Source organism: Nioella sediminis, from assembly GCF_001879695.1.
GTDB classification, from domain to species: domain Bacteria; phylum Pseudomonadota; class Alphaproteobacteria; order Rhodobacterales; family Rhodobacteraceae; genus Nioella; species Nioella sediminis.
In genome coordinates this window covers 59,672-82,416 of the sequence record NZ_MNBL01000047.1, presented here as the reverse complement: position 1 = coordinate 82,416, position 22,745 = coordinate 59,672, and the positions used below count along the sequence as shown (strand labels likewise).

The following is a 22,745-nucleotide window of genomic DNA, read 5'->3' as shown; positions in this document are numbered from 1 at the left end:
GATGCGATCAGCGGAAGGCGTGAAGCCGCCCGGCCCCGGACACGACGTACAGTGTCCCGCCCACGACGATCGGATGCGCTGCCGCGCCGCCGCGGATTTCGACACGCGACAGTTCCGCCCCGCTTTCGGGATCGAAGAAGCGGATATTGCCGTCGCCCGAGGCAACCACGAGGCGCCCCCCGGCCAGGATTGGGCCATAATGGGTAAAGACGGCCTGGCGGCGGCGTTCGCGCTCATTGACGTAAAGCGGCAGTTCGGTGCCCCAGATGCGGGTGCCGGTTTCGGCGTCCAGACGGATCAGCTCGTTGCGGTCGGACACGAAGAAGATGGAATCACCGGCCGGCAGCACCGGGGAATAGGCACCGTCCTGCGCGGTCCAGAGCCGCTCGCCCGAGGAGGCCTCCATTGCCACGACGCGGCCGGACTGGTTACCGGCATAAAGCGTATTGCCCACGATCACCGGGTCGCCGGTGATATCGTTGAGATCATTATAGGCCACGCCTCGGCGCGCACCTGCAACGGTCGTGCCCCAGACCCGGACGCCGGAGAGGCGCAGGGTGGCCACAAGCTCGCCCGAGCCGAAGGGGAAGATCACCAGGCGATCGGTCAGCGCGGGCGATGCGCCGCCGGACAGAACCGCCGTGGCCGGTCCTGCGGGCAATTGCCAGCGAATGCGGCCGTTTTCAGGGTTCAGCGACCAGGCCTGACTGTCGCGGCTGACCACATATACGGAATTGTCGGTGACGGTCGGCGCGGTAATCCCGGCGCCAAGGCGCTGACGCCAGAGGACCTCGCCATTGACCGGTTGCAGGGCGATCAGCTCGCCATAGCCCGTGGTTGCGTAGACGACGCCGCCCACGACTGCGAGGCCGCCACCGGATACGCCGCCGCCGCGCTCGTAACCCGCCGTCAGATCGGCGGTCCAAAGGGTACTGCCATCGGTGCCGGTTGCGGTCAGCTGCGCGTCGGAATCGAGGGTGAAGATCCGGCCATCGGCCATGACGGGATCGGCGGTGATGCGGGCGCGGCGCGTATTGCCTTGTCCGATATCACTGGCCCAAAGCTCCACCGGCGCAGCGGACAGGGACAAATGCGGAACCACGTTGCGCGTGGTCAGGGACCGCATGGGCCAGCTGTCGAGAGTGACCGGCTCAGCCAGCGAAATCGGAGCTGCGGTATCTTCCGTCACTTCGGGCGCCTCGATACCGGGAAAAGCCTGATCCAACGGCGTGCGGGTGCCGAAGCGATCCCCTTCGAGAATGACCTCGCGTTCTGCACATGCGGCCAGCATGGCGAGCAATCCGAGCCCAAGGAAACCAATGCTGATCTTGTTCATCTGACTGCCGCCTCTTCAAACCGTTCCACCACCGGCACCCTGCCCCTTATTGTTCGGGGGCGCTTTCTGCTGCCGGGGGCTCTTCCCCCTCGTCTGCCGGAGCCTCGGCACCGGCTTCGTCTTCGGTCGCTGTCTCTGACCCGTCGGTCGCGGTGTCCTCCACCGGGGCCGGATCCTGCAGGGCAGCGCCGGATTCCAATGCCACAATCAACTGAGACGCGCGCTGTTGCAAGCCCGGCGTGGCTTCGCTGTCTTCCTCCAACAGGCGCAACAGCGCGATTGCGGCCTCCCGATCGCCATTGCTGACATGCAAAAGCGCCTGCTGTTCCATCGCAAGCGGGCGATAGGGGCGGCCCGGTCGCGCCAGCTGGTCCAGTTCGGCCATCGCGGTGGCAAAGTCCTGCGGGGCCAGCATATGGGCCTTGAGCAAAGCAAGGTCGCGGTAGCGTTCCGGCAAGGCGGTGTCCACGGCGATGCTGCGCAAGCTGGCGGCAGCCTCTTCGGGGCTTTCGCCATTGGCCTGTTCCCCGGCCAGAAGCATTGCCAGTAGCACGCGGGCATTTTCGCTCGTGGGAGTGATCTCGGACAGGGCCGCCTGACGCGCTTCTGCGTCGTCATTGTCTAGGGCGGCAATCAGGGCGTCGCCGAACGCCTCGGAGGCCGCGCGTTCCTGCGCCAGCGAGTATTCCCGCCAGGCGGCGGCCGCGACAATAGCAATGACCAGCAGAACCGGAATCCAGCCCCATTTCCGGAACAGACGGAACAGCCGGTCACGGCGAAGCTCTTCGTTGACCTCTTCGATGAAACTGTCGGTATTGGCCATGTTCGCCCCAATATCTGGGCCATTCCCGGCCCGCGTGTCACTCGTTACCGCCTCTTAACGCGAGAAGCGCCCCGGGAACAAGTCTCCGCAACCGTCTGGGGTAGTCCAAGCCCCGGAAATCCGGAAGGGAACGCAAAAAAGTGAACTGGTCAGTTCAGTCTTGCAGCCGGATTCCACAAAAAGTAAACTAAACGGACTGGTTCAGCGTAATAGCGGGTTGAAACGGGGACCAAAGGCTCAGATGTAGGGCCGACGGAACCGGGCCCGCTGCAAGAGGCGAATGATGCGTATTTTTTCGATTATAACGGCGATCCTCGTGTGCGCGGCGATCTACGGCGTGGTGATGGAACGCGAGCGTCTGGTGGAATTCGCCAACAGTTTTCGCGCGTCTACAGAAGTGCCGGTGGCCGAAGACCCCGCTCCGGCCGCCGAGATTGCACAAGAGGATACCGCCGAGACCCTGCCAGAAGGCACCGTATCCGTCGTTGTGCGCCGCTCGGTCGCAGAAGAGGTCGACTCGGCGGTTCTGCTGCGCGGCCGCACGGAAGCCGCCCGTCAGGTGGAAGTGCGGGCCGAAACGTCTGGCCGCATCATCTCTGACCCGATCCGCGCCGGGGCCTTCGTGGAAGAAGGCCAGCTTCTGTGCCAGATAGATCCCGGCACCCGCGAAGCCGCGCTGGCCGAGGCCGAGGCACGCTTGTTGGAGGCACAGGCCCGCCTCCCCGAGGCCGAAGCGCAATTGCCCGCCGCACGGGCCCGCGTGGCCGAAGCACAAGCCAGCCTGACCGCCGCCGAAATTGACTCGAACGCCGCCAGCCGGCTTAGTGAAAGCGGCTTTGCGTCGGAAACCCGCGCCGCGTCTGCCAGTGCCACGGTCAGCGCCGCCGAGGCCGGACTCGAATCCGCTGCCGCCGGGGTTCAAGCCGCACAGGCCGCCATTCAGGCCGCCCAAAGCGGCATCAGCGCCGCCGAGGCCGCCGTGCTGCGCGCCGAGCAGGAAATCGACAACCTTCGGATCTACGCCCCGTTCGAGGGTCTTCTGGAAAGTGACACCGCCGAAATCGGGTCGCTGATGCAGCCCGGATCGCTTTGTGCCACGGTCATCCAGCTCGATCCAATCAAGCTGGTCGGGTTCGTACCAGAGGCCGAGGTCAGCCGGGTCGCTGTCGGTGCCAGTGCAGGCGCTCGTTTGGCGACCGGTCAGCAGGTGGTGGGCACGGTCACCTTCCTCAGCCGCTCTGCCGATCCACAGACACGGACCTTCCGGGTCGAAATCACGGTGGACAATAGTGATCTGTCCATCAGCGACGGGCAGACCGCGGATATCCTGATCGCGTCTTCCGGGCAGATGGCGCATCTGCTGCCCTCTTCCGCCCTGACCCTGAATGACCAGGGTCTGCTCGGGTTGCGGATCGTGGACGAGACCAACACAGCCCGCTTCGCACCGGTGACCTATCTGCGTGACACGGTGAACGGTGTCCTGCTGGCCGGCCTGCCGGACACCGCAGACGTGATCGTTGTCGGACAAGAATTCGTGACCGATGGCGTGCCCGTGCAGCCCCATTACCAGGAGCTGTCGCAATGATGGGAATGGTGGACTGGGCCGCCTCACGCGCCCGGATGGTCGTGGCCTTCGTGGTGCTCTCCGTGGTCGTGGGCACCGCCGCCTATATCGGCCTGCCGAAAGAGGGCGAGCCCGATATCGACATTCCGGGTCTGTTCGTCTCGGTCCCCTTCCCCGGCATCTCGGCGGAAGACAGCGAACGCCTGCTGGTCCGCCCGATGGAGGCCGAGTTTCAGGATCTCGACGGGTTGCAGACCATCTCGGCCACCGCGGCAGAGGGTTATGCCGGGATCTTCCTGGAATTCGAGTTCGGCTGGGACAAGGACGCCACCATTGCCGAAGTGCGCGAGGCCATGGATGCTGCCGAGGCACAGTTCCCGGACGGCGCCGAAAGCTATTCGATCAACGAAATCAACTTCTCCGAATTCCCGATCATCATCGTGGCCCTGTCTGGCGAGGCCCCGGAACGCACCTTGTTGCGACTGGCGCAGGAGCTTCAGGATCGGCTGGAGGCCCTGCCCCCCATCCTTGAGGCCGGGCTTGCCGGGGGTCGGGATGAAATGGTCGAGGTGGTCATCGACCCGCTGGCGCTGGAGGCCTACAACGTCACCGCGCGCGAACTGATCGACGCGGTCGTGAACAACAACCAGCTGATTGCAGCGGGCGAGGTCTCGACGGCCAGCGGGGCGATTTCCGTTTCGATTCCGTCCAGCTTCGACACGACCGAAGACATCTACAACCTGCCCATCAAGGTGAACGGGGACAGGGTGGTCACCCTCGGCGATCTGGCCGAGATCCGCCTGACCTATGAAGACCGCGAAGGCACGGCCCGGTTCAACGGTGAAAACGCCATCGCTTTGCAGGTCGTGAAGCGGCTTGGCTTCAACATCATGGACACAGCCGCGCTGGTCCGGGCAGAGATCGAGGCCGCGCAGGCCGAATGGCCAGAGGAACTGCGCCAATCGGTGAGCGTGACCGCGACGCTGGACCAATCCGTGACCGTTCAGGGCATGGTCAGCCAGTTGGAAGGCTCGGTCCTGACGGCCATCGCGCTGGTGATGATCGTGGTGCTGGCGGCGCTTGGCACCCGCTCCGCGCTGCTGGTCGGTTTTGCGATCCCCACCTCCTTCCTGCTGTGCTTCATCTTCCTTGGCATCATGGGCGTGACAATCTCCAACATCGTCATGTTCGGCCTGATCCTCGCCGTGGGCATGCTGGTGGACGGGGCCATCGTGGTCGTGGAATATGCCGACAAACGCCTGGCAGAGGGCGCACGCCCCATGCAGGCCTACACGGATGCGGCCAAGCGGATGTTCTGGCCGATCGTCAGTTCGACCGCCACGACGCTTTGCGCCTTCCTGCCGATGCTGTTCTGGCCCGGCGTGCCCGGCGAGTTCATGGGCATGCTGCCCGTGACGCTGATCTTCGTGCTGTCGGCCTCGCTGATCGTGGCGCTGATCTACCTGCCGGTTCTGGGTGGCGTCGCCGCCCGCTATTCGCGGCTGATCGACAACGGCACCGCCGTCGTCAAGGCGCTGATCCCCTGGTGGCCGGTTCGGGCGTTGCTGACTGCGGGTGCCGGTTACCTGATGTTCCTTGCCGCGCTGGAAACGATCAGCCCCGGCGGGCTGGTCCCGGCCGATCCCACGGCCTCGGCCTTCCGCCAGATGCTGCCGGGCATGGTCATGTTCGTGGCGGCGGCCTCGCTCATGTCTGTCATGATCGGCTCTGTCGCCATCCATCGCAAACAGAAGCGTATCCGCGCGGGCTATCGGCGCAGCCCTTTCGGCTGGTTCATCCACGCCATAGTCGGCAATCCGGTGATGCCGCTGGTCACGATCGGTGCGGTCATCTTCTTCGTAGTCAGCGTCTTCGTCTACTTCCAGGCCAATAACAACGGTGTCGAGTTCTTCGTCGAATCAGAGCCAGAGAACGGCATCGTCTATGTCCGCGCCCGCGGCAACCTGTCGGTCGAGGAAATGGACCTGCTGGTGCGTCAGGTCGAGGCGAGGGTTCTGGCCACCGAAGGCGTGCGCGATGTCTTTGCCTTTTCCGGTCAGGGCGGGCTGAACAACAACACCGGCGGGGCCGAACAACCCCGCGATACGATCGGACAGGTCCAGTTCGACCTGCTGCCCTGGGATGAGCGGCCCGTTCTGGATGCGCCCGTTTCCCTGCTTGGCGGTTTGATCCAGTTCCCCCGCACCGTGATCGACCCGGCCTATGACGGCGACGCGATCCTCGCAGGCATGCAGGCCGATCTTGACCAGATCCCCGGCATCCGGACCGAGATCTTCAGCCAGTCCCGTGGCCCCTCCTCGGGCAAGCCCGTGAACCTGCGCCTTGCCGGCGACAACTGGGAAGAGCTTCAGGAAGCCACTCGCCTCGTCCGCGACCGGTTTGAAGCCACCCCGGCCCTGACCCTGGTGGAAGACACCCTGCCCTTGCCCGGCGTCGATTGGGAACTGACCGTCGATGTCGAAGCCGCAGGCCGCTACGGCGCCAATGTGGCCACAGTGGGCGCCATGGTGCAGCTTGTCACGCGCGGCATTCTGCTGGACACGATGCGCGTGCCGACCTCGGACGAAGAAATCGAGATCCGCGTCCGCTTCCCGGAAGAGGCCCGCGTTCTGTCCACCCTCGACACCCTGCGCGTGCGCACCGCCGACGGGCTGGTCCCGCTGGCCAATTTCGTCACCCGCACCCCCGCCCCGCAACTGGCCGAGATCGACCGCCGCGACCAGAGCCGCATTTTCAACGTCCGCGCCGATGTTCTGGACGGGCTCGTGATGCTGACGGACACGGAAACCGGTGACAGCTGGCTGGAAGATGCAAGTGCCGCCGATGAGAGCTTTGCGGTGCAGGAGGGCCTGCGCACGGGCGCCCTGACCCTCACGCCGGTGAACGCCAATGAACGCATCGCGGCGATCACCGAATGGCTGGAAACCGAAAACCCGCTTCCCGCCTCGGTCAGCTGGGAATGGGGCGGCGATCAGGAAGAGGAACAGGAAAGCCAGGCCTTCCTGGGGCAGGCCTTCGGGGCGGCGCTTGGGCTGATGTTCATCATCCTGCTGGCGCAGTTCAACTCGGTCTATAACTCGGTGCTCGTGCTGCTCGCCGTGGTGCTGTCCACCGTCGGCGTTCTGATCGGCATGCTGGTCATGGACCAGACCTTCTCGATCATCATGACCGGCACGGGGATCGTTGCGCTTGCGGGGATCGTTGTGAACAACAACATTGTTCTGATCGACACCTATCAGGAATACAGCCGCTACATGCCACAGCTTGAGGCGATCACCCGCACCGCCGAGGCACGCATCCGGCCCGTGCTGTTGACCACCATCACGACGATGGCGGGTCTCATGCCGATGATGTACGGCATCAGTCTCGACTTCGCGGCAGGCGGCTACTCGGTCGACAGCCCCACGGCGCTCTGGTGGAAGCAACTGGCCACGGCGGTGGTCTTCGGCCTGGGTGTGGCCACGGTGTTGACGCTGGTGCTGACCCCGTCACTGCTGGCACTCAGGGTCTGGTTCTGGACCATCCTGAGCTGGCTCGCCCGCGCCATTGGGCGTCTCGGGGCGCGAGGCGTCAGCCAGCGGGCCCAGGATTGGACGCTGGCCCGCGCAGCCCGCCGCACCCGGCACCCGGAGATTCTGTGGGAAGAGCCACCGCAACCGGTCTTCATCATCGAGGCCCCGGAGGAGGCCCCCCCCGCCGCGGAGCCCGAGGACACGCAGCAGGAGGACCCTCCCACTCCCGACGCCCCCCTGCGCGCCGCCGAATAAAAAGCCCTGTTCAGACTCCCCAAAGGGGCAGACGGATCACACCGCCTGCCCCTTCTTCTTTGTCCAAATACCCCCGCCGGAGGCGTCCATCGCTCGCCGCCCGATCAGGCGTCCGACCATGGTGCGAAACCTCTCCATCCTCCGTGGCAACGCGCTGCAACGAGGGCCCCGAAGGGGCTTGAGGCGCAGCGCTCCCCGGTCGACGCGCGATGCGCGGCGAAACCGCCCTCAGGCGGCGCCCTGCTCGGCCATGTCCTCGCGCTCGGCCGCCTGCCGCGCCCACATCGAGGCATAGCGGCCATTCAGGGCCAAGAGCTCCTCATGCGTCCCGCGCTCGGCAATCTCGCCTTTTTCCAGAACAATGATCTGATTGCTGTCGACCACCGTGGACAGCCGGTGCGCGATGGTGATCACCGTGCGCCCCTGCCCCATCATCTTCAGCTCTTCCTGGATCTCGCGTTCGGTTTCCGTATCGAGTGCCGAGGTCGCTTCATCCAGCAGCAGGATCGGCGGATCCTTCAGCAGCGTGCGCGCAATCCCCACCCGCTGCTTTTCCCCGCCCGACAGCTTCAGCCCGCGTTCGCCCACGGGTGTCTCGTACCCTTCCGGCAGGCTCTCGATGAAATCGTGGATCTTCGCCGCCCGCGCTGCCGCCTCGATCTCGGCGAAGCTCGCGTCGGGGCGGCCATAGGCGATGTTATAGCGGATCGTGTCGTTGAACAGCACCGTATCCTGCGGCACCACGCCGATGCGGGCGTGCAGGCTGGCCTGCGTGACCGACCGCAGATCCTGCCCGTCGATACGGATGGCGCCGCTGCCTACGTCGTAGAAGCGGAACAGAAGCCGCCCGATGGTGGACTTGCCCGACCCGGACGGCCCCACCAGCGCCACCGTGTGCCCCGGTGGCACGGCAAAAGACAGCCCCTTCAGGATCGGGCGCGCATCCTCATAGCCGAAACGCACATCTTCGAAGATCAGCTCGCCCTTGTCGCAGGTCAACTCTCGCGCATCCGATGCATCCACCACATCGGCGGGCTGTTCCAGCAGGTCGAACATCTCGCCCATATCGACCAAAGCCTGCCGAATCTCGCGGTAGACCGTGCCAAGGAAATTGAGCGGCATGGTGATCTGGATCATGTAGGCGTTGACCATGACGAAATCGCCCACGGTGAGCGTGCCGTTGTTCACGCCAATGGCGGCCATGACCATGACGATGACCAGCCCGATGGTGATGATCACCGATTGGCCGAAATTGAGAAACCCAAGCGAATAGGCCGTTTTCAGCGCCGCGCGCTCATAGCCCGCCATGGCACTGTCATAGCGTTCCGCTTCGCGCTTCTCGGCCCCGAAATACTTGACCGTTTCGAAGTTGAGCAGGCTGTCGATCGCCTTCTGGTTGGCGTCGGTGTCCTGATCGTTCATTTCCTTGCGGATTTTTACACGCCATTCGGTCACCGCGAAGGTGAACCAGATGTAAATGGCGAGCGTCACGAGGACGACAACGAAATACCAGATGTCGAACAGCACGGCCAGAACGATGCCGATCAGCAAAAGCTCGATCACCAGCGGCCCGATGGAAAACAGCAGGAAGCGCAGCAGGAATTCGACGCCCTTCACACCGCGCTCGATGATCCGGGACAGGCCGCCGGTCTTGCGGGTGATGTGATAGCGCAGCGACAGCGCGTGGATATGCTCGAAGGTTTCCAGCGCCAGTTGCCTGAGCGCACGCTGGCCCACCTTGGCGAAGACCACATCGCGCAACTGCTGGAACCCAACGGCCATGGCCCGCGCCACGCCATAGGCCACGGTCAGCCCCACGGCCCCCATCATCAACATGCCAGAGGGAGACAGCTCTCCTGACAGAACATCCACCGCATCGGCATAGAAAAACGGCGTATAGACCGCGATCAACCGCCCCAGAACCAGCATCGCCAGCGCCGCCAGCACCCGGTGTTTCACCCATGGATGGGCATCGGGCCAGAGATAGGGTGCGACCTTGCGGATGGTGCGCCAACCGCTGCGGCGGGCCTCGGAGCCCTTGGGGTGGTCGGTCATGGTGGTGGGCGGCATGAAGCGGGCTTTCTGTCACAGATGGCGGAGCGTTGCGCGCAACCTAAGCCCGCCCCGCCGGAATGACCAGATCACCGGGGCGCGACCCATATGTGCGGATGTGCCGAGGCGAGACCTAGTCGGTCCGTTCCGGCAGGGTGAAGATCTGGCCCGGATAGATCAGGTCCGGGTTGCGGATCTGATCTCGGTTGGCCTCGTAGATCTGCACATAGGCCACGCCCTCGCCAAAATGCTGCTGCGCAATGCCCCACAGCGTGTGCCCCCATTGAACGGTGATCACATTCTCACCCGAGGCCGAGGTGATCGCCGCAACGGCCTCGGGTTCTTCGCGCAGGAAGGGCGTTTCGATCCGGCTTTGCACCGCGCCATCGGCGCTGACCTCGTCCAGACGCAGCGTGTAGGTGCCGGGATCGACCTGCGGCAATGCCGTGCGCCAGCCGCCTTGCAAGTTGATCGGGGCCAGATGAATGGGCTGGTTGTTGAGGTAGAAGCGCACATCCGATTCCGCCGGGCCACGCCCCGCCAGCACCACGTCGCCAACGGTATCATAGGCGATGGTGTCCAGCGTCACCTGTGATTGCACCTGCGGGGCCTCGTCGCCCGACTGGATGACGCGGATGCCCTGACTGTCGGCCAGCAGAACGGTGGGGGTCTGAGGCTCCATCGCCGGGCTGTCCTGCGGGGCCTCTGCCGGGCTGCCCGCCGCCGCCACTTGCGTGGAGTCGGAGGGGGAAGCGCCGGAACCACCCTCAGCCGCAACGACATCGGGTTGCGAAACCGGTTGCGTCTCTGCCTCGCCAGAGGAAACCGCCGCGCTGTCTTGCGCAGCAGGAACATCTGCCGCGTCCTGCGCGGCTGCCAGCTGCGTGTTCCCTTCCGGTGCGCCATGTGAGTCTGCGGAAGGGTCCGCAACCTCCATCTCCACAATGGGCGCGTCGCCCGTCTGTTGCGCTGCGGCCTGCGCCGTGTTCTCCTGCGAAGTAGCGGAAGCGTCACCCGCAGCCGCCATATCCACATCCGCAGATGAGCCGCCCCCGGCCTCTGGCGTGGCCAGTCCCGTCGTGCCCTCGGATGCCGCAGAGGGGCCACTGTCGTCCGGGACGGTGACGGGATTTTCCTCCAGGCTGGCGGTCGAGACCTCCGGGCTGCTGCCTTCTGCAATCGGGGCACCGGTCGCGTCCGGCAGGGCTTCCGGATCGTCCGCACCCGATGCGCCCGCGATCTCGGGGCTGTCACGATCCGCCGAGGGTGCGTCCGCTGCCACCTCAACCGGCCCAACCCCGTCGCCCGCGTCCGGTAGGGGCGCATTGGCGGTTTCAAGGGTCACCTGCAGGGTATCGCCCGCAGCCGCCTGTGTCGGCTCTTCAGGACCGGCCCCGCTGGACTGGGCATCGGCGGCACCGGCATTTTCCGTGACCGTCGCCGCATTTCCCGGCTGCAAGCCGCGGCTCAGGCCACCGCCAGAGCTTTCCTCGATCTCCAGCGACGCGATTTCCAGGTCGGATTCGCCGGCGCCACCGGACTCCTCCGCAAGCGCCGCAGGTTGCTGGGACCCGCCTGCTGGCGTCTCGTCCGCTACGGAGTCCGCGACCTCGGTGCCGTTTTCGCTGCCCGGTGCGGTGCCGACTTCGCCGCCAGCCGCAATGCCGGTCTGTTCAGGAAGATCGGGCGTGGCAGGGGCAAGAGGTGTGGTGCCGCTGGCCGGGGGCGTGTCGGGCTCTGACGCCATGGCAATCTCGGTCATGCCACTGTCGTCGGGCACGTCCGGGCCGGTTGCGTCGGCTTCAGCAACCTCGACACCGGTGGCCGCGCCGACGGGGCGCAGGGTCGGCGAGATGATGACGCTTTGTTCCGACACCAGAACCGAGCCATCCTCCATCAGCATCTCAAGGCTCAGGATGCGTGGCAATTCGGACGGTGGAATATCGAACATCGCCACGAAATCTCCGCCCGCATCGCTGCTAGCAAGATGGATTTCCTGCCCGTCAAGCAGCAGGCGCAGTTCCGCATTGCTTTCGGCCTGACCGGCAATCAGCGCCCCTCCGGCGGCATCCACGCGAACCAGGTCGAAGCGCGGGGCGATGAGGTCGGGCAGGATGTCAGGCTCTGCCGGGGTCGCGGCTGTCGGGGTCTCGGCTGCGACCTCCACGTCCGGGTCGGTCACATCGGGATCGGGCACCGCCACCGGATCGCTTGCGATACCTTGGGGCACATCTTCCGCCACCGGGTCTGGCCCGGGTGCAAAGATGACCTGATAGCCGACCACGCCGACCACGGCGGCGACAGCCACCCCCGCCGCAACCGTGCCTAGTCCAAGTCCGGACCCTGCCGAAGCTGCCATATCTGCTCTCCCCTCAGGCCCCGGCACGTCCCCACATGCCGGTGCAGTTGTATGACCTTAGCAACAGGTCTATCACGGGTCAAAACACCATCAAGTCAGGTTCACCCATGTCCTATTCCGTTTGTGTCTACTGTGGCTCTCGTGCCGGTTCCTCGCCGCGCTATGCCGAGGATGCCGAAGCGCTTGGAACGGCGCTGGCCGAGGGTGGCATGCGGCTCGTCTACGGTGCGGGCGATGTGGGGCTGATGGGCATCGTCGCGCGGGCGGCCATGGCGGCGGGTGGCGGCACGTTCGGGGTGATTCCAGAGCACCTGCTGAACATGGAGGTCGGCAAGCGCGATCTGGATACGTTCATCGTCACCGAAACCATGCATGAGCGCAAGAAAGTCATGGTGATGAATGCCGATGCCATCGTGGTGCTGCCGGGCGGTGCCGGATCGCTGGACGAGTTCTTCGAAGTGCTGACATGGCGCCAGCTCGGCCTGCATTCAAAGCCGATTTTCCTTCTGAACTCCGCAGGTTACTGGGAAAAGCTAAGCGATCTTCTGACCCATATCGTCGGCCAGGGCTTTGCCGATTCCAGCCTGCTGGACTTCTTTCAGATCGTGGATGACGTGCCCGCGCTCATGTCCGGGCTCTACCGCGCGCAGAAGGGCTGAGCACCGACCAGCTGTATAGCGCCAGCGCCAGCCAGATCATCGGCAGGGCAATGGCGTGCCAGTGGGAGACCGGCTCCAGCAGGACCAGCCAGGCCACGAGGAATTGCAGCGTCGGGTTCAGGTACTGAATGAGCCCCATGGACGACATCGGCACGCGCTTGGCCGCGTAGGAAAACAGAATGAGCGGCACCGCCGTGACGGGGCCGCAGAGGATCAGCAGCAGCGCCTCCCACCAGCCCCAGAAAAACGCGCCCTGCCCCCAGATTGCCAGAAACGCCAGGGCAAAGGGCGTCAGCAGCAGGGTTTCCAGCGTCACCGACACCACCGGGCCTGCGTCGATCCAGCGTTTGAGCAGCCCGTAGGTGGCAAAGCTGACCGCCAGAACGAGGCTGATCCACGGCGTGACGCCAAGCCCGGCCGTCAGGACCAGCACCGCCAGCGTGGCAAGCCCGACCGCCACCCCCTGAGCGCGGCTCAGTCTCTCGCGTAGCACTACAAGCCCGATCACCACCGCGACCAGCGGGTAGATGTAGTAGCCGATGGACGCCTCCAGCGCCCGGCCCGCGCCAATGGCAAAAATGAAGATGAACCAGTTGAGCGAGATGGTCAGCGATGAAAAACAGGAAATCCCCAACTGTCGCTTGTCGCCAAACCCGGTCCGGATCTCGCCGAATCGGCCTTGAAGGGCCAGGACAAGGCCAAAGCTGACAAAGGACCAGACGGTACGATGGACCAACACCTCTGACGGCGCGACATGAGACAGCTCCCTGTAGAAGATCGGCGCCAGCCCCCAGATGGCACAGGCCAGAATCAGGGCCAGGATACCCTTTTGCATCTCGGTCATGGCCATTCTGTCCCCGTCGATCTTATCCTACCCCTTTCACGAGGGCCGAATATGGTCAAGCAGCACCGGTATTCTTGTCAGCACGGAAAAACCCGCCGGTGAAGATCACCGGCGGGTTCGCATGTGTCTGATTGTCCAGAAGGCCGATCAGCCGGCGAGGCGTGCCGCGACGTTTTCCCAGTTCACCAGCTTGTTCAGGAAGTTGTCGAGGTAGGCCGGGCGCTTGTTGCGGAAGTCGATGTAGTAGGAATGTTCCCACACGTCACAGCCAAGCAGTGCAGTCTGGCCGAAGCAGAGCGGGTTCACACCGTTCTCGGTCTTGGTCACGGCCAGCGAGCCGTCGGCGTTCTTCACCAGCCAGCACCAGCCAGAGCCGAACTGGCCCGCGCCCGCGGCGGCAAACTGCGACTTGAACTCGTCGACCGAGCCGAAGTTCTCGGTCAGGGCCGCTTCCAACTCGCCCGGCATGGCACTTTCGCCGGGGCCCATCATTTCCCAGAACTGGTTGTGGTTCCACAGCTGGCTGATGTTGTTGAAGATACCGTTCTGCGCAACGGCAGAGGCGTTGTAGGTGCCGGTGATGATCTCTTCCATCGACTTGTTTTCCCACTCGGTCCCGGCAATCAGCTTGTTGCCGTTGTCGACATAGGCCTTGTGGTGCAGGTCGTGGTGGTATTCCAGCGTCTCGGCGGACATGCCGAGATCGGCCAGCGCGTCATGAGCGTAGGGTAGGTCGGGAAGTTCAAAAGCCATTGTAAGGGCCCCTCTTGTTCGCGTGGGAAGTCAGATACCCTCTACCTGAGGCCCAAGCCCCGGTTGGTCAAGCGTTTCGGTCAGGTTTTTCACCTGCGCAAATGCAGGTGACCGGTCCCGACCGATGCGCTCTCCCCTTGCCGATGGGCGGGATGGCGCTTCGAAGCGCCATGAAGAAAGGGCCTTCGAAGGCCCTTTTCAACGCGCATTCGAATGCGCGTGACAAAGCGGTTTCGAAACCGCTTCCCCAACCCAACCGTCAGGCTCAGAAATATCCGACTTCCGAGCCGTCCTTGGCAGACAGCGCCAGCAGGTCGAACACGTACTGCGCCACGGACCGGAAACAGATGACCGAAAACTGGTCGTCCCCGCTTTGCCAGATCGCCGCAGGCACCTGCGCCATGCGGGTGCGGCGCATTTCACCGGGACCAAAGCTGTCGGGATGCAGATCGGCAGGTGCCAGTTTGGCAATCGCTTCCCGCGCATGGGGCCCGTCCACCCGGAACAGAGCGCGCGCATCCGAGACATTGGCGACGGTCGCATGCTCGCCCGCCAGAGCGGTGGACAGCATAGCGACGGCGGCCTCCGCCTCCTCATGGGGCACCATGATCAACAGCTCGTCACGCGACATCCAGGCCACCGCCTTGTCATCGCCCGCTTTGATCTCCCGCTGGCCGGGCATCTCGACGCCCGCAAGGCCGGTCACGGCGGCAATCAGCTTGGCGCTGGCAAGATCCCCGCGCAGGGTGATCATCCCGGCAAGCCCCGCCTCTTCAACACGGGTCCGGCCTTCGGCCACCGCGCCCATCAATGCGCTCACTTCAGACATTCTGCTTCTCCCCGTCCGGGTCGTAGAACACCGGGTTCACGATTTTCGCGGGCACCGTGGTGCCATCCACCTTGTTGAACTCGATCACTTCGCCCATCCGGTCCGGCCCGTTCAGAACCAGCCCCATGGCGATGCCCTTGCCCAGAGTGGGCGAATGATAGGTCGAGGTGATCCGGCCCTGGGTATTGCCCTGCCCATTGGCATTGGTGCCAGAGGCCACGGCGTAGGAGCCATCGGGAATGACCGAGCCATCCACCGTTTCCAGCCCCACCAGTTTCCAGCGGGTCGGATCGGTCATATGGCTGCGTTCCTGCGCGCGTTTGCCCAGGTAGTCTTCTTTCTTCTTCGAGATCGCCCATCCAAGCCCCAGATCCTGCGGGATCACGGTGCCATCGGTTTCATCGCCGATCATGATGAAGCCCTTCTCGGCCCGCATGATGTGAAGCGCCTCGGTGCCGTACGCGGTGGCGTTCCATTCCGCACCTGCCGCATGCAGCGCGTCCCAGAAGGCGCGGCCCTGGCTGGCGGGAACGGCAATCTCGAAGCTGAGCTCGCCCGAGAAGGAGATACGGAAGACGCGGGTGTTGAAGCCGCCGATCTTGCCCTCAGCCCACCCCATGAAGGGCAGCGCCTCGGCCGATAGGTCCATATCCGTGCCCAGTTTTTCCAGCAGTTTCCGCGCATTGGGTCCGACAACGGCGACCTGCGCATATTGCTCGGTCACGTTGACGGTATGGACCTTCCAGTCCCACCATTCGCATTGCAGCCAGTCTTCCATATGGGCGTGAGTATGCTCCGCCCCGCCCGAGGTGGTGTGGACAAGGAAGGTATCTTCGTCGATCCGCGCCACGACGCCGTCATCCATCAGGAAGCCGTTTTCGTTGCACATCAGGCCATAGCGGCATTTGCCGGGCTTCAGGGTGCTCATCATGTTGGTGTAGAGCATGTCCATGAAGCGGCCCGCATCGGGGCCCTTGACGATGATCTTGCCAAGGGTCGAGGCATCGAGCAGGCCAAGGCTGTTGCGGGTCGCCAGAACCTCGCGGTGGACCGCTTGTTCGTGGGTTTCGCCAGCTTTCGGGTAGCAGTAGGGCCGGCGCCAATGGCCCACGGGCTCCATATAAGCGCCCTGTTCCTCGTGCCAGGCATGCATCGGCGTGCGGCGCAGCGGCTGGAACACGTCCCCACGCGCCTCGCCCGCGATGGCCCCCATGGAAATGGGGGTATAGGGCGGGCGGAACGTGGTGGTGCCCACATTCGGGATCTCATCGTTCAGCGCCGAGGCAAGGGTCGCCAGACCGTTGATATTGCTGAGCTTCCCCTGATCCGTCGCCATGCCGAGCGTGGTGTAGCGCTTGGTATGTTCAACGCTTTCATAGCCTTCCTGCGCAGCAAGCCGCACGTCCGAGACCTTCACGTCGTTCTGATAGTCGAGCCACATCTTCATGCGCTTGGCGGGGCCTGCGCCCTGCGGCATGATCCAGACAGGCTCCAACGGGGTTTCATGCGGATCGTTGGCGGACGGTGCGGAGGCGGTGGCGGAAAGGCCAAGGGCCTGGGCCACGGCAACCGCCGCATTGCTGCCGGAGGCCAGCGCATCGGCAGAGCCAAGCACACCATCAGCGGCCCCGGCGGCCGTCACGAAGGGCTTGCCGTCATGGCTGGTGGGCGCGCGGTCATGGTCGGGGCGGAAACAGGCCTGTTCCGCGTCCCAGGTCAGCTTGCCACCGCAATGAGACCACAGATGCACCACCGGTGACCAGCCGCCGGACATGGCGACCGCCTCGCAGGCAATCTCCTCGGTCACCGCGCCCTCGCCAGCTTGGGCACAAAGGGTTACACCGGTCACGGCTTTCTTGCCCTTTACAGAGGCGATGCCGGTGCCGGTCAGCACCCGGATGCCAGCGGCACGGGCGGCTTCCGCCAGGTCGCCGGTCACGGTGGCGCGGGCGTCCACGATGGCGGGCACGGCCAGACCGGCCCCGTGCAGCGCCAGCGCGGTGCGATAGGCGTCGTCGTTGTTGGTCACCACAACGGTACGGTCGCCGGGGCTGACCCCCCAGTTCACCACATAATCGCGCACGGCAGAGGCCAGCATGACGCCCGGAATGTCGTTGCCTGCGAAAGACAGGGGCCGTTCCAGCGCGCCGGTTGCGGTGATGACCTGCTTGGCACGGATGCGCCACAGGCGGTGGCGCGGGCCATCCATCTCCGGCGCATGGTCGGTCAGACGTTCATAGGCCAGAACATAGCCGTGGTCATAAACGCCAGAGGCCATGGTACGGCTGCGCACCCGGACATTGTCCATGCCTTCGAGGGTTTGCAGGGCGTTCTTGATCCATTGATCAGCAGGCTGGCCGTCGATCTCGACCCCGTCCACGGGGGCACGTCCCCCCCAATGGGCGGTTTGTTCCACCAGCAGAACCCGTGCGCCGGTGGCACCTGCGGTCAGTGCCGCTTGTAGCCCTGCAATGCCACCGCCCACGATCATCACATCGACGAAGGCATAGAAATGCTCGTACCGATCCGCGTCGCGGTCCTTGGGGGCTTTGCCCAGTCCGGCGGAGTGGCGGACAATGGGTTCAAACAGATGCTTCCATGCCGGGCGCGGGAACATGAAGGTCTTGTAGTAGAACCCCGCCGGGAAAAACTTGTAGAGGCTGTTATTCACGGCACCCACATCGAATTCCAGGCTCGGCCAGTGGTTCTGGCTTTCCGCTTCCAGCCCGTCGAAAAGCTCGGTTGTGGTGGCGCGCTGGTTCGGCTCGAACCGCGATCCCTTGCCGATGCCCATCAGCGCATTGGGTTCTTCCGCGCCCGAGGCGACGACGCCGCGCGGACGGTGATATTTGAACGACCGGCCCATCAGCGTCTGACCATTGGCCAAAAGCGCCGAGGCCAGCGTATCACCGGCGTAACCGGTCAGGCGCTTGCCGTTGAAGGTGAAGTCGCGGGCGGCGCTGCGGTCGATCAGGCGACCGCCGGAAGACAGACGGGTGCTCATGCCTCAATGCTCCAGTCGGGGCGCTTGGCGCGGATGGCGTCAATGACGTGTTGGGGCGGTTCCGGGGTCTGGGCCGAATAGGTGGCAAAGACCTCCAGCGTGTTCGTGCAGCGGGCCGCGAGGAACCACTTGCCGCAGCCATTCGCGTGCCGCCAGCGTTCAAAATGCACGCCCTTGGGGTTCACGCGGTGGAAGAGGTAGCCCTCGAAATCCTCGTCCGAGGAGCCGGGGCCGTAGCGCTTGAGATGCGCCTCGCCACCGGGGGCAAGCTCGGTTTCATCGGCCATCACGCCGCAGCAGGGGCATTCCAGGATCAGCATGTCTCGCTCTTCCCCTTGTAGATTACTTCGGTTTCCGATCCGGGCGCAGGAAAATTCTTCTGGAAGAATTTTCGACCCGAAGAATTTTCCAGAAAATTCTTCCTGCCGACCATCAGTGCGCCACCCCGGCCGCGACGCTCTCGTCGATGAAGCGGCCTTCCTTGAAACGGTTGAGGCCAAACTCGGCGGTCAGCGGCGAGTAGCCGCGCGCCATCAGTTCAGCAAAGCCCCAGCCTGAGCCCGGGATCGCCTTGAAGCCGCCGGTGCCCCATCCGCAGTTGATGAAGACGCCCTCCACCGGGGTTTTCGACAGGATGGGTGAACGGTCGCCGGTCATGTCCACGATCCCGCCCCACTGGCGCAGCTGCTTGAGGCGGCTGATCATCGGGAAGGTTTCCACGAGGGCGCGCACGGTTTCCTCGATATGGTGGAACGACCCGCGCTGCGTGTAGTTGTTGTAGCCGTCGGCACCGCCGCCAATGACCATCTCGCCCTTGTCCGACTGGCTCATATAGCCATGCACGGTGTTGGCCATCACGACGCAATCCATGCAGGGCTTGATGGGTTCGGACACCAGCGCCTGCAGCGCCACGGATTCAATGGGCAGCCGGAAGCCCGCCATATCGGCCAGCACGCCGGAATGGCCCGCCACGACGATGCCCAGTTTCTTGGTGCCGATGAAGCCGCGCGAGGTCTCAACGCCCACGACTGCGCCGTTTTCCTTGCGCACACCTGTCACTTCGGTTTTCTGGATGATGTCCATGCCCATGTCGGAACAGGCCCGCGCGTAGCCCCAGGCCACGGCGTCATGCCGGGCGGTACCGCCGCGCGCCTGCCAGAGCCCGCCCAGAACCGGGTAGCGCGGCCCGTCGAGATTGATGATCGGCACGATTTCCTTGACCCGCTGCGGCGAGATGAACTCGGTCTTCACCCCCTGCAGCGCGTTCGCGTGCGCCGTGCGCTGATAGCCGCGCACCTCGTGATGGGTCTGGGCCAGCATGATGACGCCGCGGGGGCTGAACATGACGTTGTAGTTCAGGTCCTGGCTCATCGTCTCATACAGACCACGCGCCTTTTCATAGATCGCGGCCGAGGCGTCCTGCAGGTAGTTCGAGCGGATGATGGTGGTGTTGCGGCCCGTATTGCCGCCGCCGAGCCAGCCCTTTTCGATCACCGCCACATTGGTGATCCCGAAGTTCTTGCCCAGGTAGAAGGCGGTGGCGAGCCCGTGCCCCCCCGCCCCCACGATGATCGCATCGTAGGACTTTTTTGGCTCAGGCGAGGCCCAGGCCCGTTCCCATCCCTGATGGTAGCGGGCGGCTTCGCGGGCGATGGCAAAGGCGGAATAACGGCGCATGGTAATCCCCGACGGCTGCGTGCCCGAACTACATGCTGGATTGCGCCCGATCCGGTCCACCCCCCGGCGGCATTTCGCAAGGAAAATGCGACAAGGCGCGCAGGGGGATGTCGCTTTTCGGGCCGGTTTGGGGCTTTTGATACGGCCTTGCGGTGTATAGATGTGTCCAGAAGGTTAAGCGCGGAGGGATCATGGGTTTCTGGATGCTGGCAGGGCTTCTGTCTTTGCTGATCGGCGCGGCGCTGGTCATGGCCGCGTGGCGGTCTCGTGACGCAGCCGATCCGGCGGCGGCCTATGATCTGCAGATTTATCGTGACCAGTTGCGCGAGATCGACAAGGACCTGGCGCGTGGGGTTCTGACCGAGGACGAGGCCGAACGCACCCGCACAGAGGTCGCCCGCCGGGTGCTGGAGGCCGACCGCGCGTTGCAGGCCCAGACAGCGGAGGCACATGCCGGGCGTCCGCAGCGTATTGCCGTCGTGGCAGGCGTTGCCGTGGTGATTGCGGGGGCCTTCTGGCTCTATAACATCATCGGTGCGCCGGGCTACCCGGACCTGCCGATCGAGACGCGAATATCCCTCGTCGAACAGGCCCGCGCCGAACGACCGACCCAAGCGGAGGCAGAGGCGGGCGCCCCCAGCCAGACTCGCGAAGACCCGGACCCGCGCCGCGCCGAACTGGTGGCGGAACTGCGTGAAACCATGCAGGACCATCCCGATGAACCGGAGGGGCTGCGCCTACTGGCCTTCGAGGAGGCGCGCGTTGGCAACTATGTCGCGGCCCGAACGGCACAGGCGCACCTGATCGAGGTCTTGGGGGACGAGGCCACGGCGCAGCATCGGCTGGACCTGGCCGAGATGATGTTCATGGCCGCCGGTGGCTATGTCTCGCCGGAGGCCGAGGCGCTGCTGAACAGCGTCCTGCAGGAAGATCGCATGAACGGTGCCGCGCGCTATTACGTCGGGCTGATGTATGCCCAACAGGGCCGCCCCGATCTGGGCTATCCGATCTGGCGTAACCTCTTGGCCGACAGCGAGCCCGACGCACCCTGGCTGACCGCCATTCGTGAACAGATCGAGATTGTCGCGGCCATGGCGGGCGATGACATCTCGGTCGAACAACTGCCGCAGCCGCCCCTGCCCAACCAGCCTGGCCCAACTGCCGAGGACATCGAGGCCGCAGGCGCGATGTCGGCAGCGGATCGTCAGGCGATGATCGAGAGCATGGTTGCGGGCCTTTCGGAACGACTGGCCAACGAGGGCGGCACGCCAGAGGAATGGGCGCGGCTGATCTCTGCCTATATCGTGCTGGGGCAACCGGACCGGGCGCGGCCGATCTACCAGGAGGCCCTGTCCGCCTTTGCACGGTCCGATGCGGCGCTTGAAATCATCCGTGCAGCGGGTGCGCCGCTTGATGCAGCCGGCGATACGCCCTTGCCGGACGACGCCCCCCTGCGGGAGCCTGACGAGTGATCTTCGAAGATGTTGCGGCGTTTGCCGCCGCCCTGCCGCCCATGCGCGCCCTTGCCGGGCTCGATCTTGGCACCAAGACCATCGGCGTGGCCGTATCCGACCCGTTCCTCAGCGTCTCGACGCCGCTGGAAACCATCCGCAGGGTGAAATTCACCCAGGATGCTGCGGCCTTGCAGAAGATCCTGTCGCATCGGTCTGTTGGCGGTCTTGTACTTGGCTTGCCAATGAACATGGATGGCACAGAGGGGCCGCGCGCCCAGGCCACCCGCGCCTTTGCCCGCAATCTGGACCGGCTGGTGGATATGCCCATCTCTTTCTGGGATGAACGCCTGTCCACCGTGGCCGCCGAACGGGCACTGTTGGAGGCGGATACGTCCCGAAAACGTCGCGCAGAGGTGATCGACCATGTTGCCGCCGGGTTTATCCTGCAAGGGGTGCTGGACAGGCTGGCCCATTTGAAAGGTGCCGATGGATGACGGATCAGGTCTGGAAACGCGACGAGATCGAAAGCCCCTGCGTGAAGATCTGCGTGGTGCATCCCGAGGCGCGGCTGTGCACCGGCTGCCTGCGCTCCATCGACGAAATCGGGGCCTGGAGCCGCATGTCGCCCGAGGATCGCCGCCGCATCATGGCGGAGCTGCCGGGGCGCCAAAACCTGATCCAGAAGCGACGGGGCGGTCGCTCGGCCCGACTGAAGCGCGGCCTCTGACAATCGTTCAATACGTCCGAACCGGACGGTGGAAGGATCTTGCAAGATCCTTGAAAGGCTTTTGCAAAAGCCTTCCCCGCGCCCGGTGATTACCGTCCCTCGAAATGCGCCGGTCGCTTTTCCAGAAACGCCAGAACCCCTTCCTTGAAATCGCGGGACTTGCCGGCCTGACCTTGCAGCCGGGCCTCCAGCATCAGCTGGTCCTCAAGATCGTTGCCAAGACTGTCCCGCATCGCCTGTTTGATCCGGGAAAAGGCCTGTGTCGGGCCGCTTGCCAGATGCTGCGCGCGAGCCCGCCAATGCGCCTCGAAGCTGGCATCGTCCACCGCTTCCCAGATCAGCCCCATCTCATCGGCCTCGCGTGCAGAGAGCTTTTCGGCAAAGAGCGCCAACCCCATGGCCTTGGCAAAGCCAACCTTGCGCGGCAGCGTATAGGTGCCGCCCGCGTCGGGGATCAGCCCGATCTTGGAAAACGCCTGCATGAAGGATGCGCTTTCCGCCGCGATCACCACGTCACAGGCCAGCGCGATATTGGCCCCCGCGCCCGCCGCGACCCCGTTCACCGCCGCGATGATCGGAATCGGCACCTCTGCAATGGCGCGCAGGATCGGGGAATATTCATCGCGCAGAAGTTTTTCGAGGTTCAGATCGTTGAGATTGCCGGTATCGCCCAGATCCTGCCCGGCGGAAAAGGCACGCCCCTCCCCCGTGATAACGCCCACGCGCGCTGCTTGTCCCGCCATCTGAACCGCGTGGCACAGCTCGGCCCGCATCTGGGTGTTGAAGGAGTTCATCACATCCGGACGCCGCAGGGTAATGACAGCAACGCCGTCGTGCAAATCGCTGGTAAGTGTCTGGTAGTCCATGGCCGTGCAT

17 protein-coding genes are annotated in these 22,745 nt (G+C 64.4%); 6 read left to right on the top strand and 11 right to left on the bottom strand.

What is annotated here, in order from left to right; translation table 11 throughout:
* Positions 1-7: 7 nt before the first annotated feature.
* Positions 8-1,336, bottom strand: coding sequence for a PQQ-like beta-propeller repeat protein (locus BKY26_RS07545; protein WP_071689789.1), 1,329 nt, complete (start codon positions 1,334-1,336; stop codon positions 8-10).
* 46 nt (positions 1,337-1,382) lie between these two features.
* Entirely contained in the window at positions 1,383-2,159 is a 777-nt protein-coding gene (locus BKY26_RS07540; protein ID WP_071689788.1) for a tetratricopeptide repeat protein, read from the bottom strand.
* 283 nt (positions 2,160-2,442) lie between these two features.
* Between BKY26_RS07540 and BKY26_RS07535 the strand changes: the two genes are divergently transcribed.
* Both BKY26_RS07535 and BKY26_RS07530 read left to right on the top strand, forming a co-directional pair.
* On the top strand, positions 2,443-3,744 hold the full coding sequence (locus BKY26_RS07535) for an efflux RND transporter periplasmic adaptor subunit (RefSeq protein WP_071689787.1): 1,302 nt from the start codon (positions 2,443-2,445) through the stop codon (positions 3,742-3,744).
* Positions 3,741-7,511, top strand: a complete 3,771-nt coding sequence (locus BKY26_RS07530) for an efflux RND transporter permease subunit (protein WP_071689786.1) — start codon at positions 3,741-3,743, stop codon at positions 7,509-7,511. Before BKY26_RS07535 ends, BKY26_RS07530 begins: the two co-directional genes overlap by 4 nt.
* 228 nt (positions 7,512-7,739) lie before the next feature.
* On the opposite strand, the gene BKY26_RS07525 is transcribed toward BKY26_RS07530, so the two are convergent.
* Both BKY26_RS07525 and BKY26_RS07520 read right to left on the bottom strand, forming a co-directional pair.
* On the bottom strand, positions 7,740-9,581 hold the full coding sequence (locus BKY26_RS07525; protein WP_071689785.1) for an ABCB family ABC transporter ATP-binding protein/permease: 1,842 nt from the start codon (positions 9,579-9,581) through the stop codon (positions 7,740-7,742).
* 115 nt (positions 9,582-9,696) lie between these two features.
* Positions 9,697-11,922, bottom strand: coding sequence for a LysM peptidoglycan-binding domain-containing protein (locus tag BKY26_RS07520; RefSeq protein ID WP_083431361.1), 2,226 nt, complete (start codon positions 11,920-11,922; stop codon positions 9,697-9,699).
* Between the two features lie 107 nt (positions 11,923-12,029).
* On the opposite strand from BKY26_RS07520, the gene BKY26_RS07515 reads away from it, so the two are divergent.
* The gene (locus tag BKY26_RS07515) at positions 12,030-12,581 is read left to right on the top strand and encodes an LOG family protein (protein WP_071689783.1); all 552 of its coding nucleotides are present in this window, start codon (positions 12,030-12,032) and stop codon (positions 12,579-12,581) included.
* Here the strand turns inward: BKY26_RS07515 and rarD are convergent.
* The 6 genes from rarD to BKY26_RS07485 all read right to left on the bottom strand — a co-directional run bounded on the left by rarD (position 12,547) and on the right by BKY26_RS07485 (position 19,688).
* Complete coding sequence (rarD, locus tag BKY26_RS07510; RefSeq protein ID WP_071689820.1) at positions 12,547-13,425, bottom strand: EamA family transporter RarD; 879 nt, start codon at positions 13,423-13,425, stop codon at positions 12,547-12,549. The genes BKY26_RS07515 and rarD overlap by 35 nt on opposite strands.
* A 147-nt stretch (positions 13,426-13,572) precedes the next feature.
* A complete protein-coding gene (locus tag BKY26_RS07505; protein ID WP_071689782.1) occupies positions 13,573-14,178 on the bottom strand; it encodes a superoxide dismutase in 606 nt (201 codons plus the stop codon).
* Positions 14,179-14,443: 265 nt separating this feature from the next.
* Complete coding sequence (locus BKY26_RS07500; RefSeq protein WP_071689781.1) at positions 14,444-15,007, bottom strand: sarcosine oxidase subunit gamma; 564 nt, start codon at positions 15,005-15,007, stop codon at positions 14,444-14,446.
* Positions 15,000-18,011 (bottom strand): sarcosine oxidase subunit alpha family protein, encoded by a 3,012-nt coding sequence (locus tag BKY26_RS07495; protein WP_071689780.1) that lies wholly within the window; start codon positions 18,009-18,011, stop codon positions 15,000-15,002. Before BKY26_RS07495 ends, BKY26_RS07500 begins: the two co-directional genes overlap by 8 nt.
* Positions 18,008-18,331, bottom strand: coding sequence for a sarcosine oxidase subunit delta (locus BKY26_RS07490; protein ID WP_071689779.1), 324 nt, complete (start codon positions 18,329-18,331; stop codon positions 18,008-18,010). The genes BKY26_RS07495 and BKY26_RS07490 overlap by 4 nt, the downstream gene beginning before the upstream one ends.
* Positions 18,332-18,443: 112 nt before the next feature.
* Positions 18,444-19,688 (bottom strand): sarcosine oxidase subunit beta family protein, encoded by a 1,245-nt coding sequence (locus BKY26_RS07485; RefSeq protein WP_071689778.1) that lies wholly within the window; start codon positions 19,686-19,688, stop codon positions 18,444-18,446.
* A 191-nt stretch (positions 19,689-19,879) separates the two neighbouring features.
* Here BKY26_RS07485 and ccmI point away from each other — a divergent pair, with 191 nt between their 5' ends.
* Genes ccmI through BKY26_RS07470 form a run of 3 tightly spaced genes read left to right on the top strand, consistent with a single transcriptional unit; the run spans position 19,880 to position 21,869 of the window.
* Positions 19,880-21,160: a c-type cytochrome biogenesis protein CcmI gene (ccmI, locus tag BKY26_RS07480; RefSeq protein WP_071689777.1), complete on the top strand. Its 1,281-nt coding sequence runs from the start codon at positions 19,880-19,882 to the stop codon at positions 21,158-21,160.
* Entirely contained in the window at positions 21,157-21,636 is a 480-nt protein-coding gene (gene ruvX, locus BKY26_RS07475) for a Holliday junction resolvase RuvX (RefSeq protein ID WP_071689776.1), read from the top strand. The genes ccmI and ruvX overlap by 4 nt, the downstream gene beginning before the upstream one ends.
* Positions 21,633-21,869, top strand: coding sequence for a DUF1289 domain-containing protein (locus BKY26_RS07470; RefSeq protein WP_071689775.1), 237 nt, complete (start codon positions 21,633-21,635; stop codon positions 21,867-21,869). Before ruvX ends, BKY26_RS07470 begins: the two co-directional genes overlap by 4 nt.
* Before the next feature lie 89 nt (positions 21,870-21,958).
* On the opposite strand, the gene BKY26_RS07465 is transcribed toward BKY26_RS07470, so the two are convergent.
* Positions 21,959-22,735 carry an enoyl-CoA hydratase-related protein gene (locus BKY26_RS07465; protein WP_071689774.1) on the bottom strand — a complete coding sequence of 259 codons (777 nt, stop codon included), beginning with the start codon at positions 22,733-22,735 and terminating at the stop codon, positions 21,959-21,961.
* Positions 22,736-22,745: the final 10 nt, after the last annotated feature.

Excerpts from the sequence above, each read along its gene's own strand:
- rarD (WP_071689820.1), bottom strand. The coding sequence starts at position 13,425 with ATGACCGAGATGCAAAAGGGTATCCTGGCCCTGATTCTGGCCTGTGCC.
- BKY26_RS07535 (WP_071689787.1), top strand. The coding sequence starts at position 2,443 with ATGCGTATTTTTTCGATTATAACGGCGATCCTCGTGTGCGCGGCGATC.
- ccmI (WP_071689777.1), top strand. The coding sequence starts at position 19,880 with ATGGGTTTCTGGATGCTGGCAGGGCTTCTGTCTTTGCTGATCGGCGCG.
- BKY26_RS07505 (WP_071689782.1), bottom strand. The coding sequence starts at position 14,178 with ATGGCTTTTGAACTTCCCGACCTACCCTACGCTCATGACGCGCTGGCC.
- BKY26_RS07495 (WP_071689780.1), bottom strand. The coding sequence starts at position 18,011 with ATGAGCACCCGTCTGTCTTCCGGCGGTCGCCTGATCGACCGCAGCGCC.
- BKY26_RS07520 (WP_083431361.1), bottom strand. The coding sequence starts at position 11,922 with ATGGCAGCTTCGGCAGGGTCCGGACTTGGACTAGGCACGGTTGCGGCG.
- BKY26_RS07525 (WP_071689785.1), bottom strand. The coding sequence starts at position 9,581 with ATGCCGCCCACCACCATGACCGACCACCCCAAGGGCTCCGAGGCCCGC.
- BKY26_RS07515 (WP_071689783.1), top strand. The coding sequence starts at position 12,030 with ATGTCCTATTCCGTTTGTGTCTACTGTGGCTCTCGTGCCGGTTCCTCG.
- BKY26_RS07545 (WP_071689789.1), bottom strand. The coding sequence starts at position 1,336 with ATGAACAAGATCAGCATTGGTTTCCTTGGGCTCGGATTGCTCGCCATG.
- BKY26_RS07530 (WP_071689786.1), top strand. The coding sequence starts at position 3,741 with ATGATGGGAATGGTGGACTGGGCCGCCTCACGCGCCCGGATGGTCGTG.
- BKY26_RS07465 (WP_071689774.1), bottom strand. The coding sequence starts at position 22,735 with ATGGACTACCAGACACTTACCAGCGATTTGCACGACGGCGTTGCTGTC.
- BKY26_RS07540 (WP_071689788.1), bottom strand. The coding sequence starts at position 2,159 with ATGGCCAATACCGACAGTTTCATCGAAGAGGTCAACGAAGAGCTTCGC.
- BKY26_RS07500 (WP_071689781.1), bottom strand. The coding sequence starts at position 15,007 with ATGTCTGAAGTGAGCGCATTGATGGGCGCGGTGGCCGAAGGCCGGACC.
- BKY26_RS07470 (WP_071689775.1), top strand. The coding sequence starts at position 21,633 with ATGACGGATCAGGTCTGGAAACGCGACGAGATCGAAAGCCCCTGCGTG.
- BKY26_RS07485 (WP_071689778.1), bottom strand. The coding sequence starts at position 19,688 with ATGCGCCGTTATTCCGCCTTTGCCATCGCCCGCGAAGCCGCCCGCTAC.
- BKY26_RS07490 (WP_071689779.1), bottom strand. The coding sequence starts at position 18,331 with ATGCTGATCCTGGAATGCCCCTGCTGCGGCGTGATGGCCGATGAAACC.